Raw genomic sequence first — 17,929 nt, forward strand, 5'->3', positions numbered from 1 at the left:
CGAGGTGGAGCTTCGTCAGGCTACTGTCGGGCGCCGACGGCTTCGGCGGGGTGCTGTCTGAGCGCCAGTCTGGCGGGTACCTCGGTGGCGATCAGGGCGAGTCCCGTCGCCACCGCGACCACCACCAGGTAGGTGACGGGAGACACCGACGGTACGGCGGAGCCGGTCATGCCCAGGCTGAAGGCCGACAACGTCGCCAGCGCGATCGCCGAGCCGAACACCGTGGCGATCAGCACCGCGGTCAGCGTCTCCAGGCGCAGCATGCGCAGCACCTGGCGCCTGGTGGTGCCCACCAGGCGGAGCAGGGCCAGCTCGCGCGATCGGTCCGAGGTCGACATGGCCAGCGTGTTGACCACGGCGATGGCGGCGAAGGCGATGATCAGGCCCATGGCCACGTAGTTCACCTCGGCGTTGCCCAACTGGATCTCCGTGGCCCGGATCGCCTTGAACCCGTCGAGTTTGGCGCTCCGGCCCGCGACCAGGAGCGACGGCCTCGGGTCGTCCACGTGCTCGGCCACCAGGCCGTGGGCGAGGGTGATGTCGCCGAAGCCCAGGCCGCGCGTATAGACCGCGGCCACCGTCAGCTTGGCCGGAGTGCCGTCGCCGAGGGTGAGCCTGACGGTGTCGCCGGGTTTGACGCCCAGTTGGTCGGCGGTCGTGCGGCTCACGGCGAGGGAGTCCTTACTCAGGTTCTTGATCGAGCCCGCGGTCACGCCCAGGTCCATGGTCTGGTCCAGGCCTTCCGGAGTCACGGCCTGCGCGCCGTACTTCGTCAGCCCGATCCGCACCGAGGTGCGTACCACCTCGGTCACCGCCGTCACGCCCGCCACCTTTCTGACCGACGCGGCCGAGCCACCGGGGATGACGTAGTCGGCCTTGGTGCCCGACTCGGCCTGGACCTGGGCGGCGTTCTGCATGGTGGTCTGGACGAACAGGATCGTGCAGGTCATCGCGACCATGAGCCCCAGAGGCACGATGACCGAGGCCAGGCGCTTGGCACTCGAGCCGAGGTTCTTGGCCGCCAGCCAGCCGCCCACCCGGGAGGTCCGCAGCGGCACGGCCAGGACCGCCGTGGCCGTCCTGGCCAGCAGCGGGCCGAGCACCGCCACGGCGATTATCCACAGCAACGCGGTGAACATGGTCACCGGGCTCGAGGCCGCCTCGGTGGTCAGGCCCGACAGGACCACGGTCAGCACCACGCTGCCGGCCACGATCAGCAGGCCCAGCACCAGCCGGCCCCAGGGCAGCCGCGCGCTCGGCAGAGCCGCGTCGCCCAGCGCCTCGACCGGGCGGATGCGCGTGGTACGGCGGGCCGAGATACGAGCCGCGGCCCAGGCGGCGCCCACGGTCGCCAGAAGCGCCGCGAAGATCGGGAACGGACTGGTGACCAGGGCCAGATTCTCCGGCATCGCGCCCAGCGCCACGAACCTGGAGCGCAGCCAGAAGCCCAGCCCCAGCCCGGTGAGCGCACCCAGCGTGCCTGCGCCCAGGCTGACCATCAGCGCCTCACCGCCGATCAGCTTGCTGATCTGCCTCGGCGTCGCCGCGACCGCCCGCAGCAGGGCGAGCTCGCGCTGGCGCTGCTGGATCGACAGCGCGAAGGTGCCGACCACCACCAGGATCGCCACCAGCAGCGAGGTGCCGCCCATCGCGCCACCCAAGCTGATCAACTTCACCCGCGACTTCTCCGCGTCGATGAACTCCACGATGCCACGATCGTCTCCGGTGTAGGCCACCGCGCCCGGCGGAGTCGCGACCGCCGTCCGCGGGAAGACACCGATGGCACTCACCAGCCCGTCGCGCCCGGCCAGCCTGCGCGCCTCGGTGGTGCTGAAGAAGATCGTGTCCTGGCTCGGCAGGGCCTGCTCGGTGACACCCACGACGGTGTAAGCACCGATCTTCGCTCCCACGGGGATGTCCGCACGGGCGTCCACGACTACCTCGTCGTGGCCTTCCGGTGCCCTGCCCGCCTTGATGGTGAAGGGGGTAAGAGGCGCCGACTCCCAACCGTGCGCGAGGAAGTTCTGGAAGGGAAAGGTCACCTCGGTGACCACCTTGTCCACGCCGGGCGCCTGCTTCAGCCGGTCGGCCACGGTGGCCGGAATCCAGCGGCGTTCGGCCAGCGGCTTGGCCTTGGACTTGGTCTTGCCGTCACCCTTGTCGATCGTCTCGCGGACGAACTGGTCACCGGCCACGATCATCGGGGCGCCCGCGTACCGTTCGGGGGCCACGCGGCCCCGCAGCCCGGTCTCCAGCAGCATGCCGCAGGCCGCGACCAGCGCGGCCGCACAGAACAGGGCCACGAACGCCCCGGCGAAGGCGCCCTTGCGATGGCGCAAGGACTTCAGCGCGAAAAAGAACATCAGACCCACGCCCCCAGGTGCGTCATGCGAACGGCCACCTTGTCGGCGGTCGGCGCGGCCATCGTGTCCACGATCCGGCCATCGGCCAGGAACAGGACGGTGTCGGCGTACGACGCCGCCACCGGGTCGTGTGTCACCATCACCACCGTCTGCCCCATCACGGACACCACGTCGCGCAGCAGGCCGAGCACCTCGCGCGCGGTCATCGTGTCCAGCGCGCCCGTCGGCTCGTCGCCGAAGACCACTTCGGGCCTGGTCACCAGCGCCCTGGCGATCGCCACCCGCTGCTGCTGCCCGCCCGACAACTGGGCCGGGCGGTGCGTGGTCCGGCCCTCCAGCCCGACCCGGTTCACAACCTCCGACAGCCAGGCCTGGTCAGGACGGACTCCCGCCAGCCGCAGCGGCAGCGTGATGTTCTCCAGCACGGTCAGCGAGGAGACCAGGTTGAACATCTGAAACACGAATCCGACCCGCTGCCTGCGCAGCTCGGTGAGCCTGGTCTCGTTCATCCCGGCCAGCTCGGTGCCGCCCAGCCGTACGGAACCGGAACTCGGCACGTCCAGCCCTGCCGCGCAGTGCAGGAACGTGCTCTTGCCCGACCCCGACGGGCCCATCACCGCGGTGAAGGTTCCGCGCGGGATCGCCACCGACACCTCCCGCAGGGCGGCCACCGCGCTCTGGCCCTTCCCGTACACCTTGCTCACCGCGTCCATGCTCACTACATCTGTCATGCCCTCTACTCTGCTGAGCTGTGCTTTCTCCCTCCAGAGAGATCATCACGCGTTCGACATGACATCATCATGATTCGGACACTGGTAGACATTCCTTGTGATCAGAGTCCTTATCGCCGAAGATCAGCACGTCATCCGCGGCGCCCTCGTCGCGCTCCTCGGCCTCGAGGACGACCTGGAGATCGTCGACTCTGTCGACTCCGGTGACGCCGCCGTGCACTCCGCCCTGGCCCACCGCCCGGACGTGGCCGTCATGGACATCGACATGCCGGGCACCCTGGACGGGCTGGCCGCCGCGGCCGAGCTCCACGCGCGGCTGCCCGGCTGCCGCATCCTGATGCTGACCGGGTACGGCAAGCCTGCCCACCTGCGCAGGGCGCTCGCCGCCCAGGTGGACGGCTTCCTCCTCAAGACCGCCCCACCCGAGGAGCTCGTCGCCGCGATCCGCAAGGTCGCGGCGGGACAGCGCGTGCTCGACCCCTCCCTCGCCGTCACCGCCTGGGACCTGGCCGACAACCCCCTGACCGCGCGCGAGGCCGACGTGCTGCGCCTGACCGCCTCGGGCGCCGGCGCCACCGACATCGCGGCCCAGCTCTTCCTGAGCGCGGGGACCGTCCGCAACTACCTGACGACGATCACCACCAAACTCAACGCCCGCAACCGCACCGACGCCGTCCGCATCGCCACCGAAGCCGGCTGGATCTAACGGCTACCCACTGCGGCGTCCTCGTACGGCGCCCAGGCCGTCAGCTCGAACCGCCCTTCCCCGTGCGAGGTGGCGAGCCGCCCGCCCAGGGTCTCGAGCCGGGTGGTCAGATTTCCCACCCCCGCCGAACCGGGACGCCCCTTCACCGAGGTCACCCCGTCATTGCGGACGCGCAGCCGTACCCCCTTCCCCTCCGTCGCCGTCGCTATCGCGCAGTGCCGTGCGGAGCTGTGCCTGAGCACATTGGTGACCGCCTCACGCAGCACCGCGCTCAGCACGGTCTCGGCGCCGGAGGCGAGCGTCTCGTGCCCAAGTGACAACGACACCTCAATCCCCGCGGCCGTCAGCACGGAGCGCGCGGACTCCGCCTCGGCGGCGAGCTCCAACTCCAGCTGCCCACCGGACACGGCGCGCAGATCAGCCTTGGCCCGCTCGGCCATCTCCAGAGCCTCGGCGAGCTCCACCCGCGCCCGCGGAGCGTCGAGCCGCCTGGCCAGCTCGCACTTCAGCAAGATTGCCGCCAGGCTGTGCCCGAGCAGGTCGTGCAGGTCGCGGGCGGCGCGCAGCCGTTCTTCGACGACCGCGGTCCTGGCCAGCTCCTCCTTGGCCTCCCGCAACTCCTTCACTACCTGGGCGAGCCTGCTCAGGCTGTAGATGACCAGTCCCGTCACCAGTGTGCTCACCGTGTAGTTGACCACGACGGGTGTCGGCAGCCCGAGCAGGAAGCCGATCACCGCCACGCTGGCCATCACCCCCGCCACCAGGTGCAGCCCCCATGCCCACGGGAAGACGAGCAGCAGTGGCCCGGCCAGGAACCCGGGGATGCCCAGCCAGGCCTGGCCGAACAGCGCTATCGGCGCGTACGTCAGCGCCGCCATGACCAGCAGTCCCACCGTGTGCCGTCCCCTGACCGAGCGCAGTTGCACGAAGACGATCGCCGCCAGCAGGACGAGGCCGGGGATGAGCAGGCTGGAGGGGACCTGGAGCAGTGCCTTGGCGCTGAAGCCCACGAGGATGGCGGTCAGGAGGCTGATCGACAGAGCGTAGGCGTGCTCCTCGTCGTACAGGGTGGCGCTCTCTTCGGCCGGCTGCGGGAGCATGGCCTCGACGACATGGTGGCCCTGGGGTGACAGGCTGGTGGTGAGGGTGCCGCCTGCCTCCGCAAGCCGGGCGGGCAGGTCGCCGAGGAGTTCGTCGCCGGCGTTGGGCACGCCGTCGTTCGTTACACGGAGCCGTACCTGATGGGCGAGGACGCGGGTCTCGATCGCGCAGAAGGTGGCGCCGCCGTGCCGTACGACCTGGGTGACCGACTCCCGCAACACCGCCGCGAGCAGCGCCCCCGGGGAGCCGAGCGGTTCGGTGTGGCCGATCTGGATCTCGACGGGGATGCCGGCGGCGCTCAGCATCGCCCGAGCCGTGGTGATCTCGGGCGCCAGCGAGGTGGCGCGGTAGCCGGAAGCCGCGGCCCTGGCCTCGGCCAGGGCCCGGCGCGCGGCGCCGACAACCTCGGCGATGGACTCACGGCTGGGATCCTCGGCCGACAACCCCTGGGTGATCCCTGTCAGGCCCCTGCCAAGACCGTCGTTGAGCTGGGCGGCAATGCGCAGCCGTTCCTCCGACACCGCTGCGGCGGCCAGGGCGAGCCTGGTGGCCTGCACCTCGTCGACCTGCTCGACGAGCCGCGTCAGACCGTAGATGACCAGCGAGATGAGGATCATGGAGATCGTGGAGTCGAGCGATTCACGATCGATGATCGCGGCGCTCACCGCGACGGGGATCGCCAGCGGCCAGAGCCGGGTCAGCAGCAGCGAGCCGCCGAGGAAGCCGAGCAGGCCGACCGACATGTCCAACCAGGCCGTGGCGGCGTAGGCGATCACGGCCTGGGCGGGAAGGAGACGAGCGGGACGGGAGAGCCGCAGGACGTACGGCAGCTGCATGGCGAACATCGGGCCCGCCAGCAGGATGCCGTAGGGGGCGGCTAACACGTAGACGCTGGAGAACCCGGCGAGCACGGCGATGACGATCCAGCGTGCACGACGCGACACAACAACCCTCCAGAATCATGACGGATCGCTATATCACCACATGGGGGCGATGTTCCTCGCACAGGTGCCCTGGTTTCCGGCAGAACCGCGCCGTCGTGTGTCATCGCCTGGTTGCCGGACAAGACCACGGCGCGACGCAATGGGTGACCGGGACAGCGGCAGTGCCCACCTGTCGCCCCGGCTGTTGCGCCTGCTGGACGGCGCCTCGTCGCATCGCCCGGACCGCGAGGTCGTCATGTGGTGACGCCCCACCGTGGCGGATACGAGAGATGTCCACCCGTACCGATGTCAAGAAACTTGCGACCGCTCCGACTAACCGGCGAAACGTCGAGAGAACAGGGAGTTTCGGATATGCGAGTCAACCGGGCCTGGCTGGGACTGATCGTCCTCGTACTGCCGACATTTCTCGTCGCGATAGACATGACGGCGTTGCTCCTCGCGCTCCCGCAGCTGGCCGCCGATCTGGGTGCCACCAACGTCCAGCAGCTGTGGATCAGTGACAGCTACGGATTCATGGTGGCGGGTTTCGTCATCACGATGGGTACGCTCGGCGACCGGATCGGCCGCCGGCGGCTGCTGATGATCGGCGGGGCGGCGTTCGCGGTGCTGTCGGTCGTGGCCGCCTTCGCGACCAGCCCGCTGATGCTGATCGTCGCGCGTGCGCTGCTGGGTATCGCCGGCGCGACCCTGGCGCCGTCCACACTTGCCTTGATCACCAACATGTTCCGCGACGAACGGCAGCGCGGGCAGGCCATCGCGATCTGGGCGACCTGCCAGTTCACCGGTGGCGCGCTCGGACCCGTACTCGCCGGATTCCTGCTCCAGCACTTCTGGTGGGGGTCAGTGTTCCTGGTCGCCGTGCCGGCGATGGCGTTGCTGCTGCTCGCCGGGCCGGTCCTGCTGCCGGAGTTCCGCAGCGACCAGGCCGGTCGGCTGGACCCGGCCAGCGTCGGGCTGTCGCTCGCGGCGGTGCTTCTGATGGTCTACGGCGTCAAGCAGCTGACCGTCGAGAGCGTGCCGGTCGTGCCGACGGTGGCCCTCGTTGTCGGCGTGGTCATCGGATTCCTGTTCGTACGCCGGCAACTGCGGCTGGAGACGCCGCTGCTGGACCTGCGGCTGCTCCGCAACCGCCCGTTCACGGCCGTACTTGTTGGGCTGGCCTTCGCCGGCATCGCCATGGCCGGTACCGGCCTGCTGGTGACCCAGTACCTGCAGAGCGTGCTGGGCTTCTCGCCGTTCGCGTCGGCGGTGCTGTTCGCACCGATGGGCCTGGGCGTGGCGGTCGGCACCATGGCCGCGCCGGCGCTGGGCCGGCGGATGAAGCAGACGACCGCGATCGCCGGTGGGCTGGCGGGGTCGGCGCTGGGCAGCCTGCTGCTGGTCGGCGTCGACGGTGCGAGCGCCCTGCCGCTGGTGATGATCGGCATCACCGTACTGGCGCTGGGCACCGGCCCGCTGTTCGCGCTGGGCACCGGGCTGGTCGTCGGGTCCGTACCACCGGAGCGCGCCGGCTCGGCGGCGTCGATATCGGAGACCGGCAACTACCTCGGCGGCTCGCTCGGCTTCGCGCTGCTCGGTGTGGTGGCCGCGGTGGTCTACCGCAGCCGGATGGACGGCACGTCCGACTCGCTGGCCGGCGCGGTCGCCGCCAGCCGGAACCTTCCCGCCGACCAGGGCGCGGAACTGCTGCACACCGCGCGGGAGGCGTTCACCGCCGGCCTGCACGTGACCGGCGTCGTCGCCGCGGTCATCTTCGCCGGGCTGGCCGTACTGATCCTGACCATGCGCCCGGCAACCCGGACCACCCCGGCCGCACTACCCACGTCGACTCGCTGAGCAGGCGCGAGACGGAGCTGTTGCGACAGCTCGCGCAGGGCCACTGATCGCGATGGAGGGAGCGGTGCCCGGCCGGAGCCCGCTTCGCTCCTCGCGCGGCCGGGGTCTCAGGGGCGGAACGCCTTGAGGGTGAGGTCCACGAGGGCGTCGGCGTACTCGGACGTGAGGGGGCCGGAGCGGTGCAGCCAGCGCTGGTAGAGGGGGGCGTAGAGCAGTTCGAGTACCAGGTCGAGATCGGCGTCCGCCGCGATCTGGCCCGCTCGCTGCGCGCTGCGCAGCCGCACCTTCTTGGCCTCGTCGACGGGGTCGGCCAGCTTCTCGCGGTACTGGGCGGCGAGGTCGGGATCGTTGATGATCTCCGTGTTGAGCGCCCGGATCGGTGCCTCGAAGTCCGGATCGGCGAACTCGGCGACGGTCGCGCGCATGACGACCTTGAGGTCGGCCTCGATGTCGCCGGTGTCGGGCAGCGCCATCCCCTCCCCGTGGGCTCCCTCGCTGAGCGCCAGGAAGGAGTCGAAGACCACGGCTCCCTTGGACCGCCACCACCGGTAGATCGTCTGCTTGCCCACGCCGGCCCGCGCGGCGATGGCCTCGATCGAGACCTTCGCATACCCCACTTCGGAGACCAGTTCGCGCGCGGCGTCCAGAATCGCCCGCCGCGACCGCTCACTGCGGCGGGCAGGGTTCGGTTTCTTGGCGGTGGACATGCCGCTGAGGATAGCAGATGGACAAGACGAGACGGTCCGTCTTGACATGACGGGGAAGCGGGTGCAGATTAGGGATCGCAACACAACGAGACGTAACGTCTCGTCTTGAGAAACGATCCAAAGGAGGTGAGGGCCTGTGACGAACGGCCGAGTATGGTTCATCACCGGCGCGTCCCGGGGCCTGGGCAGGGCGTTCACTGAGGCCGCACTGGCCGCGGGAGACCGTGTCGTGGCCGCCGCCCGCAATATCGATCCACTCGCGGAACTGGCCGAGGAGTATCCGGGCAGTCTCGTACGGCTGCCGCTGGACGTCTCCGACCGCACAGCCGTGCGGGAGGGGGGGGACCGGGCGGTGGCGGCCTTCGGCAGGCTCGACATCGTGGTCAACAACGCCGGCGGCCTGCTGTACGGCATGCTGGAGGAGGCCACCGAGGAGCAGATCCGGGCCCATTTCGACGTCAACCTCTTCGGCGCGGTCTGGGTCGCCCAAGCCGTCGTCCCGTATCTGCGGGCGCAGGGTTCCGGGCGCATCCTCCAGGTCACCTCGATGGGCTCCGGCGGCGGTTTCGCCTCAGTCGGGTTCTACGGGGCGGGCAAGGCGGCGCTCGACTCGGTCAGCGAGGCGCTGGCGATGGAGGTCGAGCCCTTCGGCATCAAGGTCACCATCGTCCAGATGGGCGGGTACGGCACCGGGCTGTTCACGGTGGGCACCACGACGACACAGGCTCATCCGGCCTACGAGCCCCTGCGGGTCAAGCTGGCCGAGATGTGGGGCGAGGACGCCGGTCCCGCCCCCGGTACGGCCGCTCCCGTCATCATGGAGTTGGTCGACCTGCCGGATCCGCCGCGGCGGCTGATCGTCGGCGGTCACTCCTACGACCTCGTCCAGCAGATGGATCAGGCCCGCACCGAGGAGTACCGCGCCTGGGAACACCTCAGCCGCAAGGCCCCGGGCTGACCGGCGAACGCGAGGTGGCGCCGACTGAGCCTCCCTGAACGACTGGTCGTCGGACAAGACCATCGCGCTCTTGGGTGTCGCCATGGAGGTCACCGACTGCCTTCACCGGGAGGGAGGGGGAATTGTGTCCTGATGAGAGGGGCTCTGCCCGAGCTGGAACCAGACCGTTCCGCCGGTTTCTTCGGTCTGGCTGCTGCCCCAGGTGCTCGCCAGGAGATTCACCCAGCTCAGGCCGCGCCCACTGAGGCTGTCGTCGTCGGTCGTCCGGATCGCGGGCGCGCTGGTGGCCGAGCCGGCGTCGATCACCTCGATGTGGATCAGGCTGTCTCCCAACCCCACCCGGACCGTCACCAGCCCGCCGGGCCTGGCCGAGTCGCTGTGCAGGACGGCGTTGGTGACCACCTCGCTGACCAGCAGTTCGAGCGTTTCCAGCGCCTCGGCGGTCGCATGGCCGTCCAGGAGTTCCAGCACCCACTTGCGAGCGGCCCCCACTGACTGTGCGATGCCGGGAAAGTCCCGCTGACCCACGAGCCGAAGCCCATCCCAACGCTTGATCGCCGCGTCTGCCGCGTCGGGGCCGTCCTGGCCCCGCGCGCTCACGCGGTCACCGCCGACGCGATCATGTCGGCCGCGTTGTTCGCCTCGGCCCAGATCCAGTCACGCCGCCAGGTCACCGACCACCAGGGACGCCAGACGAAGACCCAGCCACAGGCCCGGCGGGTGACCTGGATCCGGACCCGAACCCCGGTAGAAGACATGATCTCCAGCACCGGCGCTCCGCCGACGGGGACGACCACCGAGGTGGCCACCCCAAGAACCCGCAGGTCCCAGCCGAGCCGTACGAGGTGGATGTACTGCACTTGTTGCGGATCGCGCTCTCGCCCCGGTATCTCCATCACCCCACCTTTTCTGTAGTCATTCAATTACACTCCGATAAGCTACCTCGGGCCGTATGTTCTTGGTAGTTACCTAAGGAAGTTTCCAAAGATAGTTTCCAGACGTAAGACCTCCAGGAAGGTGCGGCCATGGCTGCCGACACAAGTCCCACCGTCCGCAGGCGTCGCCTGGCGTCAGAGCTGCGCCGGTTGCGCACCGAACGCGGCCTGTCCATGCAGGAGGTGGCCGACCGCATGGAGTTGACGGCGGCCTCGATCAGCCGGATCGAGACGGGCCGCCGGGGCATCCGACCGCGTGACCTCCGTGCGTTTCTCGACATGTACGAGGTCCCCGAGGCAGACCGGGGCCCGATGCTGGCCCTGTCCAGGGAAGCGCGGCAGCGAGGATGGTGGCAGAACTACGGGGATGTGCTGCCCGGCGAGTACGCGACACTCATCGGCCTCGAAGCTGAGGCGACATCCATCAGGACCTATCAGCAGACGCTGGTCCCCGGTCTGCTGCAGACCGCGGACTACGCGCGGGCGGTTGTCGCGGCCACTCGTCCCGGAGACACAGCAGAGGAGATCGAACGCAGGGTCTCCGTGCGGATGGAGCGTCAGAAGCGGCTCGCGGACGACAACCCGCTGGAACTATCCGTAATTCTCGGGGAGGGTGTGGTGCGTCAGCACGTGGGAACAGCCGAGATCACCGCCAGTCAGCTCAAGTACCTCGCCGAGGCCGGCCAGCAACCCAACATCATGATCCAGATCCTCCCCTACCGGGCCGGCGCGCATCAGGCGATGACCGGATCATTTAACATTGTGAGCTTTCCTGCTCCGAGTGACCTGGATGTCATCTATCTGGAGAACATGTCCAGCGGTCTGTACCTGGAGGACGCCGCCGACGTCCGACGGTATGTCGCGGTGTTCGACTACCTCAGAGCAGCGGCACTCAGTCCGGCGGACACGGCGGTTATGCTGATGAACGCGTCAAACAACCTGGTGTGAGTGTCCAGCGGAAGGGCCGTGCGATGTCCGACCCGGTAGACCTGACCGAAGCCGTATGGCGAAAGAGTTCGTTCAGCGGAGGCAACGGAGACTGTGTCGAAGTCGCGGACCTGGGCGATGCCGTAGCCGTCCGGGATTCCAAGGACCCCGAGGGGGCCAGGCTCGTCTTTGCCCGTAACACCTGGTCGGCATTCGTGGCAGACCTGAAAAACGGCGCGTAGACCGCGGCACCACCGGCCTTCCACATGGCGCAAGAGCAGCCGCAGCGGTGGCAACGGCCAGTGCGTCAAGGTGGCCGGCAACCTCACCGGCATCGTGGCCGTCCGCGACAGCAAGAACCCACACGGCCTCGCGTTGGTCTTCTCGCCCTGGACTGCCCGGAGGGCGGCGTGGCACACGACCTCGGGGCCTGGGCACGCGCAGCGTCACACGGCCTGTGCGGGCGGGAGGCCTCAGCCGGCGGTGACCCTGCTGTACTCGTAGAAGGTGCGACCGTTCTCATCCCCCTGGTGCCGGCGGCCGGTCATGACCAGAGGGGCGAACGCCTGCGAGGAGTGGTTGCTCTCCGTCATGGCTGCGGTCCACTGCCGGGAGGTGAGCCGCACCTGACTTCCGCGCCAGTGCAGCGTGCCGACGAGGTATGACGTCAGGCCGTTCTCGTCGCCGTGGTGCTTCCTGCCGATGAGGACCTGATCGGCAGGGGCGGCGAAGTACGAGTTGCTCTCCTTTATGCCGTAGCTCCAATTTCCGGTCTGCACGGTGACCGCTTCACCGTCGATGCGGATCTGGCCGCACCGGTATCTGGTCCAGCCGTTCTCGTCCCCCCAGTGGGCGCGGTCGATCAGTACCTCTCCAGCTGAGCAGACGAAGGTGCTGTCCGGTTCCCTGAGGGTGATGGCGGGTCCGAAGACGGTCTCGATTGTCGGAGCCGCAGACGCGGGTGCCGGGGCCGGCGTGGACAGGACGGCCGCCGCCATCGCGACGGTCAGGGCCTTCTTGTACATTTCCATGTCCTCCGGTTCGCGTTCCGCTTCGTCCGATATGCAGTGAGAGCGCATGCGCCGACAGCTCACGCCATCAGGTCTGGGGACAAGATTGCGGGCGGCACTGAAGATCGTCTTGGAGCTGACTTGCGGGTTTCTGGGAACGATCCGGCTTCCGCGGACGTCTGTGAGCGTTTCGGGTACGCCTATGGAGTCGCGGGCGGGTGTCTATGACGGGCAAGGCGCCGGACGGCTGGAAGTTGTGGTTCCTGGTGGACACGGCGCACACCCAATCGCCTCATCATCAACGCGCCCCTTAATGATCAGGTGCGTTGCGACAAGCACTAGAACCCAGGCGTCACCACGGGGTCAGAGCCAGTTTTCACCCGCCGTCGACAGCTGCATTAGGAACCGGCGCGCCCACAGGTGGATCAACGCCTCCTGACTGGCGATCAGGGTGTCATACAGCCGCCGCTCGTAGCGGCTATGTACTCGCTGAGACGTGGTGCCACACTCGGGGCAGCTGGCCTGAGATGCCTGCATACGAGCGTGAATGCGCACCGTCCTGCCCATGGTGAACACACGCTCGACGTGGACGCACGCCAGGTGGGAAAGGAACGCCGTGAGCAGCTCGGTGATCGTCACGCGGTATGATCGCGACCTTGGAGAGTCCGGTGAGGTGGATCAACTCGATTGTGATCTTTCCAAGGGCTCCGATCACGGAAAGTGGGTTCTGAGGCACTTTTACATGGCCACGGACACCGCGAGCGCGGATCGGTAATCAGGGCGAACTGGTCCAAAAGCTCCAGGCGGGCTGAGGAGCCGGCATTCGTTTCCCCGAGCTGCTCGCAGTCAAGAGCAGCGATGATGGCATGACAGGCATGGTTTTCTCTCTGGATCAGACGGCTTCAGAGACCTCTGATCTTCGGGAGTCCCGCCTTTCTGCCTTTGACGGTTTGGCATTTCCTTACCCGTGACGTGTCACGTCTGCGGACGAACCTCATCAAAACATCAACTCGCCGGGGAACTGGAGAAAGAGCGGGGCCCTCTGTCGAAGGTCTCGATTCCGAGCTTCAGTCGCGATGACGGCTGTGCTGCTTTCGTTCCATCTCCCGAGCGGCGGTAAGGCGCTCGCTCGTGAATGGATCCACAGAACCGGCGCCTTCGCCAGGGGTTTGATCCCACTCTGAGATCTTTTCCACCAGAAGGCCGAGGCGCCGGTCATCAGGCTTCACGTCGATCTGAAAGTGGCTCTCCTTCGGGGTGGACTCGTCGCCACCCCAGCGCACAAGACCGTCACATTCCGACAGGATGTCCCGGATGATGATCGTCTCGTGCGGGAAGAATCCGCCTGACGTCCCCAGGGGATAGCTGCCCGGCCGGATCGCGATCGCCGTACCCGACAGGTAGTTGCTCTCGTACGGTTGCGACACGGCACGCGAGGTGACATGCCCCGTGATCTCGTCGGGAGCGTTGTTGCGCAGGGCGTCGATCTCATAATGGAATCTCCGGGCGATGTGCAACAGTACGACGGCGACATTCCCCTCCAGAACTCGCACAGCTGTATTGCTGCCTTCGATAGGTTGAGGTTTCACCGCACCGACGACGGGCCAGCCGTTCTCACTGAGATCTTGCTGCCAACCTGTTTCCCCAGGCACCGCTGCAACGGCAGAAGCATCCGTGGTGTGGCCAAGAGCCACGGCGCCGACGATGCCCACCCCGACCGTCAGCAGGCGGCGACGCGATAAGCAGAATGCGGAGTCAGACACTGACACTCCTTTGACCAGAGAAGTGATGGTTGAGAATCAACATTTCCGTCTCCGTGCTCGGACGGCCATGACCATAAAGACGACAGTCGCCGTCAGAGACGTCACTAACACTGGATTGACGTAGGCCGGCACCAGATCGCTCGTCGTTCCATCTTCCCAATGACAGAGATGCCGGAGCGGGAACCACGTCCAGGAAACAGGCGGGGAGCCCAAAGGCTTGCTACTGCAGTACTCACTGAGTGGGAGAAGTGTCGCGAATTCACCATTCCAGAGCCCATGTGCATAGACGGTGCCAGCCACAAGCAGAGTCATACACGATATGGCGGCCCAGCGGCGATAACTCACAGATCATGCCTCGTTACCACGCTGCAGCGATTGAATTCGTGCACTCTCTTCGTTCACCCTGGCGAGGAACACCTCTCTGAATCCCTGGAGGAACTCGGACCACTTGTCGTTAGGCAGCATGTGTGGCAGTACCGTTGGTATACCACCGGTCTTCTCGATCAGCACCACACGGGCAACCGAGATAGCCGCTTCGACGTCTCTGGCGAGAAGGAGGTCGACAATATTCCAGAGATTTACCGAGTTCCCGAATCGGCCTTCATAGAACTGTTTGAAACGGGATTTATAGCTATCCGTCTTGTAGTATTCATCCACGGCGTCCGCGATGTTCTTATTTCCTTTGAGCACCTTCATAGTAATGTTGTAGCTATCGGCGTCCTCGATCAGATCGCGTAGCTTGAAACTGCCGGCGCCGTCCACCTTGGCCAGTTTCTCGATGCAATAGGTGTACCCCGATGAGTAGCTCTCGCTATCACGGCGCCATTCACCATAGAAGGTCATCAGATCGCCGCCCCACCCAGTGACCTCACTGCGGCTCACCCCGATGCCCGACGGGGGTGGTGCAATATATACCCCATTGCAGTTGGCGCCGAAATGAGCCACATTGATATCTATCCCGTAGAAGGGGTCGCGCACTTCTTTGATCATCGTTACCCCGGCGGCCTTAACATGATTTACGAATCCCTCGTCGTGCTCGCCGATCAGCGCCCTCCAGTAAGAATCGGAGTAGTCTTCGTGCCTCAGGAATTCCATTACCAGCTGGCTCGGGTTCTTGCTGCTACCGGTGTACTGGGTCGCCAGAGCATAGAGGCGATTAATGTAAGCGACAAATGCGTCGATCTGTGTACTCGGAGTATTAACCGCCGAAACTCCAGGATCTTTCGCTGGGTTATGAATATTCTTATCAATATTTATTCTACCGTCGTCGGAACCGACCGCCAGTGTTTGAATCTGATTGAACGACCAGTTCTCAGGCAGAGCGTATCCCATGTTGCCGGAGAAGCCTGTGGACATGCCCGATACGAATGACCATCGGGCGAGAGTAGTTTTGCTCACCTGTGCGCATACGTTCCTGGATCCGTAAACGCCGTGCACGTATTTCTTACCCTGGCTGACCAGCCCGGCAACCACACCTCGAAAATAAGGGATAATATGCGACTCAATTTCGGCTTGCGTCGCATCATAGTCAACAGCGAAGTAGATCACCGTTCCGCTGTCGAAGCCGTACCTTACAGCTGCCGTATGCGCCCCAACTGCGTCCAGGCGGCCTTGCGCATGGTTGAAATAGCCAACCGATTCACCGTTGTACTGGGAAATCGGGAAAACCTTCAGGTTGTTCTGAAATATGATGTTCAGTTCACCTGGCTGAATCTGCTTGTTTAGTGGGTTGTTACTGGGGCGCTCGTCTAGGTAACGGCCAATCACTCTATAGCCCGCGGTATGAAGAGCTTTAGCGCGCGCCTCTGTGACGGTGGTAATGCAGTCGGCCGCTGTGCCGGGACGATTAGGGTCCCCGGTGGATACCAGTGTCTGACACCAGGTTGCGAAATCGACATCGACATTGCCAGGGTCTGGAAGGCAGGTGAATTCCTGGAAGGAGCGCACCCAACCTTTGAGGTCGGTGTCGAAGGTGTCTGTGAATGAGGGTTCCCTATATGACCAGCCTCCCTGTGTCGTTCTGTATCCGACGGCGCCGTTGAAGACGGCCGAAGCGCTGAAGAGTTGTACCCAGATGCCCGTGTCGCCGCTGGCCAACAGATGGTTCTTGAGGCCGGCTTGAGTGCCGGGCCCAAATACACCTGTTGCCTGATCATCAGTCATACCGAGCTCGAACTGAATCGCCAGGTAAAGCGCTTTCTGAACGTCCCGGGAAAATATTCCATCACAAGGAATAATGAAGAAGTTGGTTCGAGCGATGTAACGTCCGTTGAGCCACTGCTGAACGGCACGAACTTTCTCTTTTCCGCCAGCCACGATGACATAGGCGTCCATTGCGAGGATCGCCTTGAACAACTTGGGCTGGACCGTGCTGGTGTAACCTGGAAGTCCCGCGTTCGCAGCTAGTGCGCCCACAGAAATGGTAACCCTGCCGTCGTAGACACCATACTGGTCACCGCCCCAGTAGCCCTTGCAGAAAAGCCCATGCTGAAGAATTCTGATGATGTTCTTATTTGTAGTCGCGGGACCGATGTTTCCGAGGGTTCCGAGCCTGGACAGCGTCGTCGGCCCGAAGTTGTCGGACAGCGATGTTATCCCAAGCTCGACCTGGAGGGCACGAGTGAGAGAGAACATCGTCGCCCAACCGGTGACGCCGTCCTCTGGACATCTGTTGTATCCCGCCACCTGACCGTATGTTGAGTTCACCCACTTCTGAGCTTCAAGCACTTTTGCATCCATGTGTATAACCTTCCTGGTTATGTGTTTGCTATTCGACTGCTTAGATCACACCATATCGAACAAAAGAATACAGATCGGTCATACGGTAGGCGCAAATTGGTGCGCGCTGACCCTGTGCTGCTTTTTCAAGACTCCGTACGCTGATTTGGGGTGCCTCAATATTATTTTCCAGACGCCTTGCAAAGAAAAGTATCATTCAAGAATCTGGGCGGCGTTAGCGTATCGTGTTTCCATCAAATTCTTCAGCCTTTGAAGCAAATCTCGACTCTTTATAATAATCGCGTTTTGGGCATCGATATAAGCGGCCCGCCTAACGCCGCTGTAGTTAACTTGCAGTCGGCACTGCTCATCAGCAACAGCGGTATTGATTTCTAGTGTGCTCACGGTACGGCGGCCGCGACCGGAGTCTCCCGCCTGCCAACGTGGGTCACTTTGAGCCTCGAACGGCTCCTTGTAAGAGAATCCCTTGCTCTTCATGCAGTCACTCCACCACACTGCAGCTTCGGCGATCCGCTTATCCTTAAAACCTGTTATGGCTGCATCCTCCATCAGAGAATGTAGCCGTTTGAAGTCGTATTCTTTGACAAGCTTAGTTCCGTCCAGGCCGATTGCTCCAGCATTGAGCGCTCGCTCGGCTTCGCCTGCACATCCCATCTTGGGAACCTTGATCCCATTGACCTTCGAAGCGCCGTACCCTGAATGAGCGGCATCCTGCTCGGTCGGAATCACGAACATGCGAAGCCCGTCGAGAGCGGCAAACTCTTCAGCGTCTTGGTTTTTCGGCCCGAGGTAGCCGTAATACGCGACATCTTTCTCGCCCAGCCAACCCAAATAGGCAGCATTCTTTGGATATCGTATAGGCGTCACATCATGCTTCGGCATCGTGAATCCAAACTTTTTTAGACAGGATCCCAGAACCTTGAAACGGGCTTCCTGTACATACGCGCGCCGAACATTATCCAAATCATAAACATCCATTGGCAATTCGAAATCTTCCACCGAGCCAAAAGGTGGGTAACTGCTTTGAGTCCCCCTTTGCCCGCCGTGCTGCGTGTCGGGGCTGGATGTGAAACAGCCGCTCAAAAGAAAAACGGTCAATGTCGAGAAAGACAGAAATTGCCATATCCTTGATAAAGCTCTTATCATGCCGCCCCTCGACGGCCGGATTCGACCGGATCCTGCAGGCCGAGGTCGACGCGGGGGTGCCCG

At 64.8% G+C, this 17,929-nt stretch carries 16 protein-coding genes and 1 pseudogene; 6 read left to right on the forward strand and 11 right to left on the reverse strand.

Annotation, left to right across the window (positions count from 1 at the left end; all coding sequences use genetic code 11):
- Nucleotides 1-20: 20 nt before the first annotated feature.
- Complete coding sequence (locus ABZ260_RS10395; RefSeq protein ID WP_355615420.1) at nucleotides 21-2,363, reverse strand: FtsX-like permease family protein; 2,343 nt, start codon at nucleotides 2,361-2,363, stop codon at nucleotides 21-23.
- Nucleotides 2,363-3,094, reverse strand: coding sequence for an ABC transporter ATP-binding protein (locus tag ABZ260_RS10400; RefSeq protein WP_350912926.1), 732 nt, complete (start codon nucleotides 3,092-3,094; stop codon nucleotides 2,363-2,365). Before ABZ260_RS10400 ends, ABZ260_RS10395 begins: the two co-directional genes overlap by 1 nt.
- A gap of 97 nt (nucleotides 3,095-3,191) precedes the next feature.
- Between ABZ260_RS10400 and ABZ260_RS10405 the strand changes: the two genes are divergently transcribed.
- Complete coding sequence (locus tag ABZ260_RS10405; protein ID WP_355615424.1) at nucleotides 3,192-3,800, forward strand: response regulator transcription factor; 609 nt, start codon at nucleotides 3,192-3,194, stop codon at nucleotides 3,798-3,800.
- Here the strand turns inward: ABZ260_RS10405 and ABZ260_RS10410 are convergent.
- Nucleotides 3,797-5,845, reverse strand: a complete 2,049-nt coding sequence (locus ABZ260_RS10410; RefSeq protein WP_355615427.1) for a histidine kinase — start codon at nucleotides 5,843-5,845, stop codon at nucleotides 3,797-3,799. The two genes, ABZ260_RS10405 and ABZ260_RS10410, sit on opposite strands and share 4 nt — an antisense overlap.
- Nucleotides 5,846-6,196: 351 nt before the next feature.
- Here ABZ260_RS10410 and ABZ260_RS10415 point away from each other — a divergent pair, with 351 nt between their 5' ends.
- Nucleotides 6,197-7,681 (forward strand): MFS transporter, encoded by a 1,485-nt coding sequence (locus ABZ260_RS10415; RefSeq protein ID WP_355615430.1) that lies wholly within the window; start codon nucleotides 6,197-6,199, stop codon nucleotides 7,679-7,681.
- Nucleotides 7,682-7,788: 107 nt separating this feature from the next.
- On the opposite strand, the gene ABZ260_RS10420 is transcribed toward ABZ260_RS10415, so the two are convergent.
- On the reverse strand, nucleotides 7,789-8,388 hold the full coding sequence (locus ABZ260_RS10420) for a TetR/AcrR family transcriptional regulator (protein ID WP_355615433.1): 600 nt from the start codon (nucleotides 8,386-8,388) through the stop codon (nucleotides 7,789-7,791).
- A gap of 136 nt (nucleotides 8,389-8,524) precedes the next feature.
- Between ABZ260_RS10420 and ABZ260_RS10425 the strand changes: the two genes are divergently transcribed.
- Nucleotides 8,525-9,346, forward strand: coding sequence for an SDR family NAD(P)-dependent oxidoreductase (locus ABZ260_RS10425; protein WP_355615436.1), 822 nt, complete (start codon nucleotides 8,525-8,527; stop codon nucleotides 9,344-9,346).
- A gap of 102 nt (nucleotides 9,347-9,448) precedes the next feature.
- Here the strand turns inward: ABZ260_RS10425 and ABZ260_RS10430 are convergent, their stop codons facing one another.
- Nucleotides 9,449-9,946 (reverse strand): ATP-binding protein, encoded by a 498-nt coding sequence (locus ABZ260_RS10430; RefSeq protein WP_355615439.1) that lies wholly within the window; start codon nucleotides 9,944-9,946, stop codon nucleotides 9,449-9,451.
- On the reverse strand, nucleotides 9,943-10,242 hold the full coding sequence (locus ABZ260_RS10435) for a hypothetical protein (protein WP_355615442.1): 300 nt from the start codon (nucleotides 10,240-10,242) through the stop codon (nucleotides 9,943-9,945). Before ABZ260_RS10435 ends, ABZ260_RS10430 begins: the two co-directional genes overlap by 4 nt.
- Before the next feature lie 129 nt (nucleotides 10,243-10,371).
- Between ABZ260_RS10435 and ABZ260_RS10440 the strand changes: the two genes are divergently transcribed.
- From ABZ260_RS10440 to ABZ260_RS10450, 3 genes and pseudogenes are all read left to right on the forward strand, one after another.
- On the forward strand, nucleotides 10,372-11,229 hold the full coding sequence (locus tag ABZ260_RS10440; RefSeq protein ID WP_355615445.1) for a helix-turn-helix transcriptional regulator: 858 nt from the start codon (nucleotides 10,372-10,374) through the stop codon (nucleotides 11,227-11,229).
- Nucleotides 11,230-11,252: 23 nt separating this feature from the next.
- Nucleotides 11,253-11,450 carry a DUF397 domain-containing protein gene (locus tag ABZ260_RS10445; protein ID WP_355615448.1) on the forward strand — a complete coding sequence of 66 codons (198 nt, stop codon included), beginning with the start codon at nucleotides 11,253-11,255 and terminating at the stop codon, nucleotides 11,448-11,450.
- Nucleotides 11,451-11,484: 34 nt separating this feature from the next.
- Nucleotides 11,485-11,712: pseudogene (locus tag ABZ260_RS10450) on the forward strand (DUF397 domain-containing protein); the annotation flags it as partial.
- Here ABZ260_RS10450 and ABZ260_RS10455 read toward each other — a convergent pair.
- The 5 genes from ABZ260_RS10455 to ABZ260_RS10475 form a co-directional block, all read right to left on the reverse strand.
- Nucleotides 11,682-12,233 carry a hypothetical protein gene (locus tag ABZ260_RS10455; protein ID WP_355615451.1) on the reverse strand — a complete coding sequence of 184 codons (552 nt, stop codon included), beginning with the start codon at nucleotides 12,231-12,233 and terminating at the stop codon, nucleotides 11,682-11,684. The pseudogene ABZ260_RS10450 and the gene ABZ260_RS10455 overlap by 31 nt on opposite strands.
- A gap of 348 nt (nucleotides 12,234-12,581) precedes the next feature.
- Nucleotides 12,582-12,857, reverse strand: a complete 276-nt coding sequence (locus tag ABZ260_RS10460; RefSeq protein WP_355615454.1) for a transposase family protein — start codon at nucleotides 12,855-12,857, stop codon at nucleotides 12,582-12,584.
- 428 nt (nucleotides 12,858-13,285) lie between these two features.
- Complete coding sequence (locus ABZ260_RS10465; RefSeq protein WP_355615457.1) at nucleotides 13,286-13,981, reverse strand: hypothetical protein; 696 nt, start codon at nucleotides 13,979-13,981, stop codon at nucleotides 13,286-13,288.
- 348 nt (nucleotides 13,982-14,329) lie between these two features.
- Nucleotides 14,330-16,720, reverse strand: a complete 2,391-nt coding sequence (locus ABZ260_RS10470; RefSeq protein ID WP_355615460.1) for a glycoside hydrolase domain-containing protein — start codon at nucleotides 16,718-16,720, stop codon at nucleotides 14,330-14,332.
- A 192-nt stretch (nucleotides 16,721-16,912) separates the two neighbouring features.
- The gene (locus ABZ260_RS10475) at nucleotides 16,913-17,719 is read right to left on the reverse strand and encodes a hypothetical protein (RefSeq protein WP_355615463.1); all 807 of its coding nucleotides are present in this window, start codon (nucleotides 17,717-17,719) and stop codon (nucleotides 16,913-16,915) included.
- Nucleotides 17,720-17,929 lie beyond the last annotated feature (210 nt).

It is taken from the genome of Streptosporangium sp. NPDC006013 (assembly GCF_040614275.1).
In the GTDB taxonomy this organism is placed as follows: domain Bacteria; phylum Actinomycetota; class Actinomycetes; order Streptosporangiales; family Streptosporangiaceae; genus Streptosporangium.

Excerpts from the sequence above, each read along its gene's own strand:
- ABZ260_RS10420 (WP_355615433.1), bottom strand. The coding sequence starts at position 8,388 with ATGTCCACCGCCAAGAAACCGAACCCTGCCCGCCGCAGTGAGCGGTCG.
- ABZ260_RS10455 (WP_355615451.1), bottom strand. The coding sequence starts at position 12,233 with ATGTACAAGAAGGCCCTGACCGTCGCGATGGCGGCGGCCGTCCTGTCC.
- ABZ260_RS10400 (WP_350912926.1), bottom strand. The coding sequence starts at position 3,094 with ATGACAGATGTAGTGAGCATGGACGCGGTGAGCAAGGTGTACGGGAAG.
- ABZ260_RS10415 (WP_355615430.1), top strand. The coding sequence starts at position 6,197 with ATGCGAGTCAACCGGGCCTGGCTGGGACTGATCGTCCTCGTACTGCCG.
- ABZ260_RS10470 (WP_355615460.1), bottom strand. The coding sequence starts at position 16,720 with ATGGATGCAAAAGTGCTTGAAGCTCAGAAGTGGGTGAACTCAACATAC.
- ABZ260_RS10445 (WP_355615448.1), top strand. The coding sequence starts at position 11,253 with ATGTCCGACCCGGTAGACCTGACCGAAGCCGTATGGCGAAAGAGTTCG.
- ABZ260_RS10440 (WP_355615445.1), top strand. The coding sequence starts at position 10,372 with ATGGCTGCCGACACAAGTCCCACCGTCCGCAGGCGTCGCCTGGCGTCA.
- ABZ260_RS10435 (WP_355615442.1), bottom strand. The coding sequence starts at position 10,242 with ATGGAGATACCGGGGCGAGAGCGCGATCCGCAACAAGTGCAGTACATC.
- ABZ260_RS10395 (WP_355615420.1), bottom strand. The coding sequence starts at position 2,363 with ATGTTCTTTTTCGCGCTGAAGTCCTTGCGCCATCGCAAGGGCGCCTTC.